The sequence below is a fragment of the Cupriavidus sp. GW821-FHT07C08 genome, assembly GCF_059419025.1.
This window is the reverse complement of sequence record NZ_JBWKQZ010000008.1, coordinates 70,166-82,423: the sequence shown is the minus strand read 5'-3', so window position 1 is coordinate 82,423 and position 12,258 is coordinate 70,166. Positions and strand designations below refer to the sequence as shown.

At 67.3% G+C, this 12,258-nt stretch carries 12 protein-coding genes; 9 read left to right on the top strand and 3 right to left on the bottom strand.

The genetic code is table 11. From position 1 onward, the window contains the following. Window positions 1-90 precede the first annotated feature (90 nt). The 6 genes from AC07UK_RS12755 (at window position 91) to AC07UK_RS12730 (ending at window position 5,987) form a co-directional block, all read left to right on the top strand. Window positions 91-777: a hydrolase gene (locus AC07UK_RS12755; RefSeq protein WP_316156766.1), complete on the top strand. Its 687-nt coding sequence runs from the start codon at window positions 91-93 to the stop codon at window positions 775-777. A gap of 61 nt (window positions 778-838) precedes the next feature. Continuing rightward, window positions 839-1,660 (top strand): alpha/beta fold hydrolase, encoded by an 822-nt coding sequence (locus AC07UK_RS12750; RefSeq protein WP_211981900.1) that lies wholly within the window; start codon window positions 839-841, stop codon window positions 1,658-1,660. A 5-nt stretch (window positions 1,661-1,665) separates the two neighbouring features. Beyond that, window positions 1,666-3,606 carry an amidohydrolase gene (locus AC07UK_RS12745; RefSeq protein WP_436225024.1) on the top strand — a complete coding sequence of 647 codons (1,941 nt, stop codon included), beginning with the start codon at window positions 1,666-1,668 and terminating at the stop codon, window positions 3,604-3,606. Window positions 3,607-3,640: 34 nt separating this feature from the next. Continuing rightward, window positions 3,641-4,081 (top strand): DoxX family protein, encoded by a 441-nt coding sequence (locus AC07UK_RS12740; protein WP_494686406.1) that lies wholly within the window; start codon window positions 3,641-3,643, stop codon window positions 4,079-4,081. Window positions 4,082-4,199: 118 nt separating this feature from the next. Then, window positions 4,200-5,660 carry an aldehyde dehydrogenase family protein gene (locus tag AC07UK_RS12735; protein ID WP_436225026.1) on the top strand — a complete coding sequence of 487 codons (1,461 nt, stop codon included), beginning with the start codon at window positions 4,200-4,202 and terminating at the stop codon, window positions 5,658-5,660. A 39-nt stretch (window positions 5,661-5,699) separates the two neighbouring features. Continuing rightward, window positions 5,700-5,987: a XapX domain-containing protein gene (locus AC07UK_RS12730; protein ID WP_436225027.1), complete on the top strand. Its 288-nt coding sequence runs from the start codon at window positions 5,700-5,702 to the stop codon at window positions 5,985-5,987. Between the two features lie 8 nt (window positions 5,988-5,995). On the opposite strand, the gene AC07UK_RS12725 is transcribed toward AC07UK_RS12730, so the two are convergent. Beyond that, complete coding sequence (locus AC07UK_RS12725; protein ID WP_494686407.1) at window positions 5,996-6,970, bottom strand: tripartite tricarboxylate transporter substrate-binding protein; 975 nt, start codon at window positions 6,968-6,970, stop codon at window positions 5,996-5,998. A 187-nt stretch (window positions 6,971-7,157) separates the two neighbouring features. Here AC07UK_RS12725 and AC07UK_RS12720 point away from each other — a divergent pair, with 187 nt between their 5' ends. Together AC07UK_RS12720 and AC07UK_RS12715 are read left to right on the top strand one after the other, a co-directional pair. After that, on the top strand, window positions 7,158-8,087 hold the full coding sequence (locus AC07UK_RS12720) for a LysR family transcriptional regulator (RefSeq protein WP_436225368.1): 930 nt from the start codon (window positions 7,158-7,160) through the stop codon (window positions 8,085-8,087). Window positions 8,088-8,214: 127 nt separating this feature from the next. Then, a complete protein-coding gene (locus tag AC07UK_RS12715) occupies window positions 8,215-8,520 on the top strand; it encodes a DUF1272 domain-containing protein (protein WP_436225029.1) in 306 nt (101 codons plus the stop codon). A 12-nt stretch (window positions 8,521-8,532) separates the two neighbouring features. Here the strand turns inward: AC07UK_RS12715 and AC07UK_RS12710 are convergent, their stop codons facing one another. Beyond that, window positions 8,533-8,961: a phasin family protein gene (locus AC07UK_RS12710; protein WP_013953534.1), complete on the bottom strand. Its 429-nt coding sequence runs from the start codon at window positions 8,959-8,961 to the stop codon at window positions 8,533-8,535. A gap of 280 nt (window positions 8,962-9,241) precedes the next feature. On the opposite strand from AC07UK_RS12710, the gene AC07UK_RS12705 reads away from it, so the two are divergent. Then, on the top strand, window positions 9,242-10,783 hold the full coding sequence (locus AC07UK_RS12705) for a methyl-accepting chemotaxis protein (RefSeq protein ID WP_436225030.1): 1,542 nt from the start codon (window positions 9,242-9,244) through the stop codon (window positions 10,781-10,783). Window positions 10,784-10,853: 70 nt separating this feature from the next. On the opposite strand, the gene AC07UK_RS12700 is transcribed toward AC07UK_RS12705, so the two are convergent. After that, complete coding sequence (locus AC07UK_RS12700; protein ID WP_494686408.1) at window positions 10,854-12,215, bottom strand: esterase-like activity of phytase family protein; 1,362 nt, start codon at window positions 12,213-12,215, stop codon at window positions 10,854-10,856. Between the last annotated feature and the right edge of the window lie 43 nt (window positions 12,216-12,258).

Below are 12,258 nucleotides of genomic sequence, written 5' to 3'. Positions count from 1 at the left end.
CCAAGCAAACGACGCAGGTGAATGAATGTGTCGGTAGCAACCACTAACTTTCAAGCCAGCCTGCTCAGGCGCCCCCGACCGGAGATCCTCATGACGAACCCCAAGCTCGAAGTCCTGACCCCGCAAAACAGCCAGATCATCTTTATCGACCACCAGCCGCAGATGGCTTTCGGGGTGCAGTCGATGGACCGCCAGGCCCTGAAGAACAACACCGTTGGCCTGGCCAAGGCGGCCAAGATCTTCAATATCCCGACCACCATCACCACGGTGGAAACGGAGTCGTTCTCGGGCTTCACCTACCCGGAACTGCTGGATGTGTTCCCGGACCACAAGCTGCTGGAGCGCACCTCGATGAACTCCTGGGACGACCAGAAGGTGCGTGATGCGCTCAAGGCCAACGGCCGCAAGAAGGTGGTGGTGTCCGGCCTGTGGACCGAGGTCTGCAACAACAGCTTTGCCCTTTGCGCCATGGCCGAAGGCGACTATGAGATCTACATGGTGGCCGATGCCTCCGGCGGCACCTCGAAGGAAGCCCACGACTACGCCATGCAGCGCATGGTCCAGGCGGGCGTGGTACCGGTCACCTGGCAGCAGGTGCTGCTGGAATGGCAGCGCGACTGGGCCCACCGCGACACGTATGACGCGGTGATGAAACTGGTCAAGGAGCACTCGGGCGCCTACGGTATGGGAGTGGACTACGCCTACACCATGGTCCACAAGGCCGCGCAGCGTACCGCCACGCCGCATGAGGCACTGGCCGCCGTGCCTGCCCGCTGAGCCGGCACTGAACCCGCCGCAAGCTCACCCGATCCCCCCCATTGCATCCAGGAGCCCCATCATGAGCATCATCACGACGCAGGACGGCACGCAGATCTTCTACAAGGACTGGGGCAGTGGCCAGCCCGTGGTTTTCTCCCACGGCTGGCCCCTCAATGCCGATGCGTGGGATGCGCAGATGCTGTTCCTGGTGCGGCAGGGGTTCCGGGTGATCGCCCATGACCGCCGCGGCCATGGCCGATCGGACCAGCCGGCGCAGGGCAACGACATGGACACCTATGCCGATGACCTGGCCGCGCTGCTGGACGCGCTGGACCTGCGCGATGCCACGCTGGTGGGCCATTCCACCGGTGGCGGCGAGGTGGCGCACTACATCGGCCGCCATGGCACCGGCCGTGTCGCCAGGGCGGTGCTGATCGGCGCGGTGCCGCCGATCATGCTCAAGACCGCGGCCAACCCCGGCGGGCTGCCGATCGATGTGTTCGACGGCATCCGCAAGGGCGTGGCCGACAACCGCTCGCAGTTCTACCAGGACCTGGCGACGCCGTTCTTCGGCTTCAACCGCCCCGGCGCAAAGGTCTCGCAAGGCACCATCGATGCCTTCTGGGCGCAGGGCATGGCCGGCGGCATCGTAGGCCAGTACGCCTGCATCAGGGAATTCTCGGAAGTCGACTACACCGAGGACCTGAAGAAGTTCGACGTGCCCACGCTGATCCTGCATGGCGATGACGACCAGATCGTGCCCATCGACGCTTCGGCGAAGCGGTCGGCGGAACTGGTCAAGGGCGCGACCCTCAAGGTGTATCCGGGCGCTTCGCACGGCATGTGCGTGGTCAATGCCGACCAGGTCAACGCCGACCTGCTGGCCTTCCTGAAGGCCTGAGCCAGATGTCAGTCACCCGCCGGCAATTTATCGCTTCGGCCGCCGCGCTCGGCGCGGCGCCTTTTTCGGAGACCTTCGCCATGTCGCCTGGCAGCCAACCCAGCCTCATCCTCGTCAACGGCAAGTTCACTACGCTCGACAAGTCCAAGCCGCAGGCGGACGCCGTCGCGATCCGCGACGGACGCTTCGTCGCCGTCGGCACGCGCCAGGACATCATGAAGCTGGCCGGCGCGCAGACCAAGGTGGTCGACCTGAACGGCCGGCGGGCCATTCCCGGGCTGATTGACAGCCATATGCATATTATCCGCGGCGGCCTGAACTACAACATGGAGTTGCGCTGGGACGGCGTGCGTTCGCTCGCCGACGCAATGCGCATGCTGAAGGACCAGGTCGCGCGCACGCCAGCGCCGCAATGGGTGCGGGTGGTGGGCGGCTTTACTGAGCACCAGTTCGCCGAGAAGCGGCTGCCCACCATCGACGAACTGAATGCCGTGGCGCCCGATACCCCGGTATTCATCCTGCACCTCTATGACCGCGCCATTCTGAACGGCGCCGCACTGCGTGCCGTTGGCTACACCAAGGACACGCCGAACCCTCCGGGCGGCGAGATCGTGCGCGATGCACGCGGCAATCCCACCGGCCTGCTACTGGCCAAGCCCAACGCGACGATCCTCTACGCCACGCTGGCCAAGGGCCCGAAGCTACCGCCCGAGTACCAGAAGAACTCGACGCGCCACTTCATGCGCGAGGTGAACCGCCTGGGCGTGACCGGCGTGATCGATGCGGGCGGCGGCTACCAGAACTATCCCGAGGACTACAGCATCATCGAGGAACTGCACAAGGAAGGCCACCTCACGGTGCGCCTGGCCTACAACCTGTTCACGCAGAAGCCCAAGGAAGAGCTGAGCGATTTCAAGACCTGGACGTCGACCGTGAAGCCAGGCCAGGGCGATGACCTCTATCGCCACAATGGCGCCGGCGAAATGCTGGTCTACACGGCGGCCGACTTCGAGGACTTCCGTGTCGAGCGCCCCGACATGGCGCCGTCAATGGAAGCCGACCTGGAGCCGGTGATCCGCCTGCTGGCCGAAAAGCGCTGGCCGTGGCGCCTGCATGCGACCTACGACCAGACCATCACGCGCGCGCTCGACGTCTACGAGAAGGTCGCCAAGGACATCCCGTTCAGCGGCCTGAACTGGTTCTTCGACCACGCCGAGACGATTTCCGACCGCAATATCGACCGCATCGCCGCGCTCGGTGGCGGCATCGCGGTGCAGCACCGCATGGCCTACCAGGGCGAGTACTTTGTCGAGCGCTATGGCGCACGCGCTGCCGAAGCCACGCCGCCGATCAAGAAGATGCTCGAGAAGGGCGTCAAGGTCGGCGCCGGCACCGATGCCACGCGCGTGGCCTCGTACAACCCGTGGGTGTCGCTGTACTGGCTGACCACCGGCAAGACCGTGGGCGGCATGTCGATGTACCCGCAGGCCAACCTGATCGACCGCGAGACCGCGCTGCGGCTGTGGACCGAGGCCAATACCTGGTTCTCGTCCGAAACCGGCAAGAAGGGCCAGATCAAGGCGGGCCAGCTGGCCGACCTGGCGGTGCTGTCGGCGGATTACTTCAGCGTGCCGGGCGACGAGATCCAGGACATCACCTCGGTGCTGACCATCCTGGGCGGCGAAGTGGTCTATGGCGACGGCGACTTCGGCAAGCTGTCGCCCGCCATCCCGCCGGCGATGCCCGACTGGTCGCCGGCCCGCCACGGCAGCCAGTACCAGCCGCGCCCGCAAGCCCAAAAACTGGCCTTGAACACGGCGTGCGGCTGTGCCAGTTCGTGCGGCGTGCACGGCCATGCGCATGCCAGGGCCTGGACGGCCGGCGTGCCCACCTCGGACGAGAGTACGTTCTGGGGTGCACTGGGTTGCTCATGCTGGGCGTTCTGATGCCGCTGCATTGCCGATACCAGGAGGCCCGACCATGACTGCCCATCCCATCCTCCCCACGGCGGGCGCGGCGGCCACGCCCTCGGCCTGGCTGCGCTGGCTGGCGCTGCTGGCACTGTCCGCGCCCTACCTGCAGGGTGGACTGGTCAAGGTGGCTGACTTTGGTGCCGCCATCGCCGAGATGCAGCACTTCGGCCTGGCGCCGGCCGCACCGCTGGCGGCGGCCGTGATCGTGCTGGAACTGGGCGCGGCCGCACTGATGCTGAGCGGGCGGCTGCGGTGGCTGGGCGCGCTGGCGCTGGCCGTCTTCACCGTGCTGGCAACCTTTGTCGCCAACCGCTTCTGGCAGGCGCCGCCGGATGCGCGCTTCGGGCAGGCCAACGCCTTCTTCGAGCATATCGCGCTGGCCGGCGGCCTGTGCCTGGTGGCCTGGGAAGACCTGCGGCAACGCCGCGCGGCCATGGGCCAGGCATGAGCCAGGCCGCCAAGCCCGCGCCGATCCCCGGCGCCGGCGCCCCCGCCGGCGGCAGCTTCGCGCCGCTGGCGCATGGCACCTTCGCCGTGCTACGCATTCCCCGTCCCCAAGGACCCCCATGCACAACCAGCTGTTTATCGACGGCCGCTTCGTCGATGCCCTCGACGGGGACACCCTCGACATCGTCAATCCGCACGACGGCAGCCTGATCACGCGCGTGGCCGCGGGCGCGCAGCTCGATATCGACCGAGCCGTGGCCGCGGCACGCCGCGCCTTTCCCGCATGGTCGCGTCTCGCCGCCGGCGAACGGGGCAGGCTGCTGGCACGGCTGGCCGACGCCATCGAGGCTGACACGGGGCTGGCCGAACTCGAAAGCGCCGACACCGGCCATCCCATCCGCGATGCGCGCGGCCTCGACGTGCCGCGCACCGCGGCGTGCTTCCGCTATTTCGCGGGCATGGCCGACAAGATCGAAGGCACCGTGGTGCCGGTCGAACCCGGTTTTCTCAACTACGTGCAACGGGCCCCGGTCGGCGTGGTGGGGCAGATCGTGCCGTGGAACTTCCCGCTGATGTTCACCGGCTGGAAGCTGGGGCCGGCACTGGCGGCGGGCAACACGGTGGTGCTCAAGCCGTCGGAGCTGACGCCGCTGTCCGCGCTGCGCGTGGCGGCGCTGGCGGCTGACGTCGGTTTCCCGCGGGGCGTGATCAACGTCGTGCCCGGCTTCGGCAACGTGGCCGGGCAGCGGCTGGCCAACCATCCCGACGTGGACAAGATCGCCTTCACGGGCTCCACTGCCACCGGGCGGCGCATCGTCGAGGCCTCGCGCGGCAACCTCAAGCGCATCCAGCTTGAGCTGGGCGGCAAGGGCGCCAATATGGTCTTTGCCGATGCCGACCTGGATGCCGCGGTGGCGGGCGCGGCCTGGGCCAGCTTCCACAACCAGGGCCAGGCCTGCATTGCCGGCTCGCGCCTGCTGTTGCATGAGGGCATCGCCGATGCCTTCCTGGAGCGCTTCGTGGCGCTGGCGCAATCGATCCGCGTGGGCGATCCGGCCGACCGCGCCACTGAGATGGGGCCGCTGACCTCGGCCGCCCATCGCGACCGCGTGCTGGAGTCTGTGGAGATGGCACGGGCCCAGGGCGGCACCGTGCTGGCCGGCGGCAAGGCGCCCGCAGACCCCCGCTTGCGCCAGGGCTTCTATGTCGAGCCCACCGTGGTCGCGGCGCGCCCGCAGGACCGCATCGCCCAGGAAGAGGTCTTCGGGCCTGTCGTCACGGTGCTGCGCTTTGCCAGCGACGAGCAGGCGCTGGCCATTGCCAACGCCACGCAATACGGGCTGGGCAACGGGCTCTGGACGCGCGACCTGGCCCGCGCGCACCGCCTCGCGCGAGATATCCGCGGCGGCATGTGCTGGATCAACTGCTACAAGCGCGTCCATCCGGGCAGCCCCTTTGGCGGCGTAGGCGAATCCGGCTACGGGCGCGACATGGGGTTCGAGGCGATGCACGGCTACACCGAGTCACGCTCGGTGTGGATCAACGTGGATGCCGGCGTTGCGCCGCACTTTGCGCGCTGACGCCCGCGCGGCACCACCAACCATTTCAGGGAGAAAGCAATGAAGCTCTATCTGGTATCACTGGCCGCCGGCATCCTGGTCGGCATCATCTATGCACTGTTGCAGGTGCGCTCGCCGGCGCCGCCGGTGGTGGCGCTTATCGGCTTGCTGGGCATGCTGATCGGCGAGCAAGTGGTGCCGCCCGTCAAGCGCCTGCTGGCGGGCGAGCCGGTCACGGTGGCCTGGTTCCGTGGCGAGTGCGTGCCGAAGATCACCGGCGCACCGGCGGCGCCGACGGCGGCACGCCCGGCAGCGCGGGACGCCGGGGACCAGACGCAGGCGCATTAGGCATCGCGCTAGCCCAGCGCCAGCGTGCGTTGCCGCGCCAGTTCCGCCCAGCGCGCCGCTTCGGAAGCGACCAGCGCATTCATCGCCTCGCGTCCGCTGGCCACGACTTCGAAGCCATTGTCGTAAAGGCGCTGCGTTACGGCCGCTTCGCGCAGCGTCTGGCTGACTGCGGCGGCCAGGCGGTCGAGTTGCGCGGCCGGCGTACCGGCCGGCGCGATCATGCCGACCCAGGAGTAGCTGACCAGGCCCGGCCAGGTGTCGGCCAGCGTGGGCACCGTCGGCAGATACGGATTGCGCGCAGAAGCGCTGACCGCCAGCGCCCGCAGCTTGCCGGCCTGCAGTTGCGCCAGCACCAGCGGCAGGCTGGCAAACATCGAGTCGACATGGCCGCCCAGCAGGTCTTTCAGTGCCGGGGCGCCGCCGCGGAACGGCACGTGCAGGCCATGGGTGCCGGCGGCCTGGTGGAACCATTCGGCGGTCAGGTGGTTGGAACTGCCGACACCCACGGAGGCATAAGACACCTCGCGCGACTGCCGGCACGCCCGCACATAGTCCTGCAGCGTGCGCCACGGCGAAGCGGCCGGCACCACCAGCGCCATCGGCGCACGCACCATGTAAGACACGCCGGTGAGATCGCGCCCGGCGCGGTAAGGCCGGTTCGGATAAGCCATCGGCTCGGTCGCATACGAGTCATAGACCAGGCCGATGGTGTGGCCGTCGGCCTTGCTGCGCGCCACGATGCTGGTGCCGATGGTGCCGCCCGCGCCGTCGTGGTTCTCGATCACCACGGTCTGGCCGAGCCGCCGTCCGAGGCCCGCATGGACTTCGCGCGCGGTCTTGTCGACCACGCCGCCTGGCGCAAACGGCACGACCAGCACCAGCGGGCCGTTGCTGCGCGCCTGTGCGCCGGCGCGGCCGGCCAGCAGCACGGCCGCGGCGCCGCCCAGCACCAGCCGGCGGCGATGCAATGCTCGGATCTGCATGACGGATCTGCCCCTCGTTCGCTATGATTGCCGTCGAACTGCCTTCTGATCGCGGCTGGAATGGCGCCGCGCGTCAACGTTGTGCAACCAAGCGCGGCAAGTTGCCGGGCGCTCGCATCGGCCCGGCGAGCGCCAGATGGTAGCACTGCCGCGTGTCAACATCGATCCCTTCGCCGCCGGGTTTGCCATGGACCGTTTTCTAAGTATCGAAGCCTTTGTCAGGGTCGCGGACACGCTTAGCTTTGCCGAGGCCGCGCGCCAGCTCGGCGTGACCAATTCCGTCGTCAGCCACCGCGTGCAGCAGCTCGAGAAGTACATCAACGCGCCGCTGTTCCATCGCAGCACGCGGCACGTGCGCCTGTCGGAAGTGGGCGAGACCTACTACCGTCAATGTGCCGATGTGGTCGCCAACCTGGCCGACCTGACCGACCAGATGCGCGACCTGCGCGCCACCCCGGCCGGGCGCCTGCGCATCCAGGTGCTGCCCGGGTTTGCCATCCGGCACTTCGCCGACATCCTGGCCGGCTTCAGCCAGCAGTATCCGGATATCGAACTGGACATCGTCGTCAACGACCGCGTCATCGATCCGATCGAAGAAGGCTTCGACGTGGCCTTCCAGATCTTTGCACCCCAGAACGATTCGCTGATCGCGCGGCGCCTGTTCACGCTGCGCCGCATCTTCTGCGTGGCCCCGGCGTTCATCGAACGCTGGGGCAAGCCGGAGCGGCCGGCGGACCTGATCTGCAGCAAGGTGGCGCTGTATTCCGCCTATCCGACCCGCAACAAGTGGACGTTCTCGCGCGACGCCGAATCGGTCGAGATCGACCTGGCCCCGCGCATGCGCACCAACTCCGTCCACCTGTTGCGTGACTACGCCGTCAGTGGCGCCGCCGTGGTCTGCCTGCCCACGCTGGTCGCCAGCGAAGACCTGCTGGCCGGCCGGCTGGTGCCGGTGCTGCACGACTATTCGCTGTCATCGTTCGAGTTCGCGGCCGTGTATCCGGCCACGCAGCGGCAGGCGCTGAAGGTGCGGGTGCTGGTGGACTACCTGGCGGAAAGCCTGCAGGGCGAGCCGCCGTGGGATGTGCCGTTGATGGAGCGGGGATGGGTGCGGTGAGGGCGCCTTCAAGGAGCCGGGACCCGCGGCGGTAGTGCCAGGGTCGTCGCCTGCCGCGGCGGTGGCACGGCTTGCGGCTACGATAGCGTAGGTCCCCAATCGTTCATCCACACAGGAAGCAAGCGATATGCTGGAACTCAGACCGGGCTGCGAGCATTGCAACAAGCCCCTGCCACCCGCATCCACCGAAGCCCGCATCTGCTCGTACGAATGCACCTTCTGCGCAGACTGCGTCGATACGCTCGGCAATGTCTGCCCGAACTGCGGGGGCGGCTTCGTGCCGCGGCCAGTGCGCCCGGCACGCGACTGGAAGAACGGTAACTACCTCGGCAACGACCCCGCCAGTACCAGGGTGAAGCACCGGCCGGTGGACCTCGAGGCGCACGCCCGCTTTGCCGGGGCGATTGCCCCGGTCCCGCCCGAGCAGCGCTAGCGGTGGTCTGCGCTAGCCTTTGGTTTTCGGCTTGAGCAACTCGCCAGCCTCCTTCACATTCTGCTCGGCGCGCTTGCTGATCACCGCAAGCGCCTCGGCCTGCGCCTTCTGCGCGGTTTCGGCCAGCGCGCGCATGTTCTCCAAGGCCTGGTGCAGCTGCTGCTGCACGAATTCACTGTGCTTGGCCATGGCCTCGGCGGGATTGCCAGCGGTGCTGTACTGCTGAGCGGCCGCCTGCAGCTGCTGCATGGTCTGGGCGAAGATCTCCTGCTGCTTCTGCACTACGGCCTGGATACCCTCATAGGCCAGCTTGTTGGCCTCGGTCAGGGCCTCGATGTCCTTGCGGCGCGCTTCGATTACCGCGCTCATGTCCACGCCCGGCAGGCGGAACTGTTCCATCATCTTGGTGAAGTCTGCAAAGGGATTGGGAGGCGTGGCCATGCTGGGTCTCCTTCTGGAAGGACTGGCAGGGTGGCCGGCGGCGGGGTTGGCATGCTCCCTTCGGCCGGATTCCTGTCCACTATAGCCGGTATCCGCACACTTCTGGCCGTCAATCGAGGAAGACCCTAAAGTTTCCGGACCCCATGCCGTTGGTATCCATAGCCCGCAAGTGCGTCGGCCCGGCCGGGCCCGTCCGCGGACGATGAGAGCGAAGAACATCGCGCCGGTCTCAGGCGCGGACCGGCACTTCGCCGTAACCAGTGCTAATCAGGTAGAAGACATGAAGAATCTAGGCATCGGGGTCCGCCTCGGCATCGGCTTTGGGGTGGTATTGCTGCTTTCTGCGCTCATGACGGTATTCGGCATGATGCGCCTGCAACAGGTGGCTGAGCGCACGCACGCAATGATGCAGCAGCCGCTGACCAAGGAGCGGCTGGTCAGCGACTGGTACCGCCTCATGCACACCAGCGTGCGCCGCACCACGGCGGTGGCGCGCAGTGCCGACCCGTCGCTCGGCGCATTCTTCGCGGACGAGACCAAGGCGTCGATCGAAGGCATCGCCGCGCTGCGCGACAAGCTCCAGCCGATGCTCAGCTCGGCCGAGGAGAAGGCCGCATTCCAGAAGATCCTGAGTGTGCGCGACCCGTACAACAACGGCCGCGACAAGATCACCAAACTCAAGCAAGAGGGGCTGACCGAAGAGGCCAACCAGGTGCTGGAGAAAGAGTTCGTTCCCGCCGGCGACGCCTACCTGGGCGAGATCCAGAAGCTGCTCGACATCCAGCGCGCCAGCATCGACGCCACCGCGCGCGAGATCAACGGCATCTACGTCAACGCCCGCAACAGCCTGATCGGGCTGGGCGTGGTGGTGCTGGCGATCGGCATCGCGTTCTCGGTATGGCTGACGGCGGGCATCACACGGCCGCTGCATCGCGCCGTGGCGGTGGCGCGCACCGTGGCGTCGGGCGACCTCACCAGCCGCATCGACGTCGACAGCCGCGATGAAACCGGACAGCTGCTGCAGGCGCTGGCGGACATGAACGCCAATATCCTGCGCATCGTGCGCCAGGTGCGCGCGGGCACGGAGTCGATCGTGTCCGGCACCAGCCAGATCGCGGCCGGCAACACCGACCTGTCGCAGCGCACGGAAGAACAGGCCTCGTCGCTGCAGCAGACCGCGGCCAGCATGGAAGAGCTGACCAGCATCGTGCGCCAGAACGCCGACAATGCGCGCCAGGCCAGCACACTGGCGGTCAATGCCTCGGACATCGCCGAGAAGGGCGGCGACGCGGCCGGCAAGGTTGCCGAGACCATGGAAGAGATCAACGGCGCGTCGAGGAAGGTGGTCGACATCATCGCCGTGATTGAAGGCATCGCTTTCCAGACCAATATCCTGGCGCTCAATGCCGCGGTGGAAGCGGCGCGTGCCGGCGAGCAGGGCCGCGGCTTCGCCGTGGTCGCGGGCGAGGTGCGCACGCTGGCGCAGCGCAGCGCGTCCGCCGCCAAGGAGATCAAGGCGCTGATCGGCGATTCGGTCGATCGCGTCGAGAAGGGTTCCATGCAGGTGACGCAGGCCGGCCAGACCATGGTGGAGATCGTTGCCGCGGTCAAGCGCGTGACCGACATCATGGGCGAGATCAGCGCGGCCTCGGCCGAGCAGAGCGCGGGGATCGAGCAGGTCAACCAGGCGGTGACGCAGATGGATACCGTGACGCAGCAGAACGCGGCGCTGGTGGAAGAGGCCGCTGCTGCGGCAGGCTCGCTGGAGGAGCAGGCGCAGCGGCTGAAAGAGGCAGTGTCGACGTTCAGGCTGGCGGCGTAAGCGCAAGCCGCTGGTTTTCTCCCATCTCCCACAAGCGGGAGATGGGAGCGCACTCATCGCGGCGCGACGCTCACCGCGCCTTCAAGAACTCCCCCACCTCCAGCAACACCAGCTCATTGTCGTCCGCCTGGTTCGGCTCGCGGCTGCTGCTGAAGGGCAGGTTGTTGTCGTTGCCCACCACGATATGCGTGGCGTCGACCACGTCGACGTTCTCGATGGTGAAGAACGGGAACGCCAGCACGCCATCCGTCAACGGCTTGCGCGCAAGCTTGCCCGGGTCGGCAATGCGCAGCAGGTCGATATAGCCGATCTTGCGCAGCGGCCCGCCGGCGTTGGCATCGCTCAGTTCGACCTTGTACACGCGCTTGAACTTGGCCACGTCGTCAAAGCAGTCCGGGCGCTTCTGCCCGGCCGGGCAGGCCTTGTCCGGCGTGCCTTCGCCGTTGTCGCGCTCGATGATAAGGCCGGTGGTAGCATCGATCATGTTGAAGTCGCCAATGGCATGGCCGGCGCCTTCCAGCACGTATTTCCAGTGGCGGCCGGTCCAGGCCTGCTGCCTGACATCAAACTCCAGCACGCGCAGGTAGGGCTTGCCGCCTTCGTTCTCGTAGCCCTTAGCGGCCTCGTCCCACAGCGCGCCTTCCAGCAGCGCGTACAGCTTGCTGCCGTCGGGCGAGGACGCCATGCCCTCGAAACCCTTGGAGCGCCGCACCTGGAACTTCACGCTGCCGTCCGGCGCGCCGGGCGCGGTGACGGCGGGATGGTCGGGCGAGCGCACCACCTTGCCGTCGACCATGGTGTCGAACACGGCCAGCACCTTGCCGTCCATGTCCGCCTTGATCAGGAACGGGCCGAATTCGTCGCCGATCCACAGCGCGCCGCCGGCGAACTGGAAGCTCTCCGTATCGAAATCCGACCCCGTCAGGTAGCGCTGCCTGGTGCCCTCGTGGACGATGCGGAACGGCACCTTCTTGTCCGGGTCGTGCAGGAAGATGGTCTTCAGGCGCTGCAGGCGGCCGCTGCCGAAGTCCAGCTTGTAGTGGTTCAGGTACAGCATGAAGTCCGGCGAGTTGGCCTTGGCCCCGGCGCCGTTGTCGGTCAGCACCCAGAAACTGCCGTCGGCCATGCGCTTGATGCCGGAATGCCCCTGTGCCGGCTGGCCGCGGAACGGCAGCGACACGCCGGTGGGGCGTCCATTGGACTTGCCTTCGACCGTGCCCGGCGTGTCCACGCGCTGCGCGGTGGTGAACTTGCCGCTGACCTGCAGGTCAGCGGGCGCGTCCTTCGGCACGGCAAGCAGGGTCTGGGCCGGCAGCACCGCGTGGCCGGCCAGCGTGGCGGGGTAGGCAGCAGGGGCCTGCGCCCAGGCCTGCGCCGCCCCCAGGCAGCCCAGTGCGATGGCCGCCGGGGCCAGCAGCAAATGACGAGACATTGTGGTTTTCCTTGGCGTTGAAGAGGACAAAACCCTGCATTGT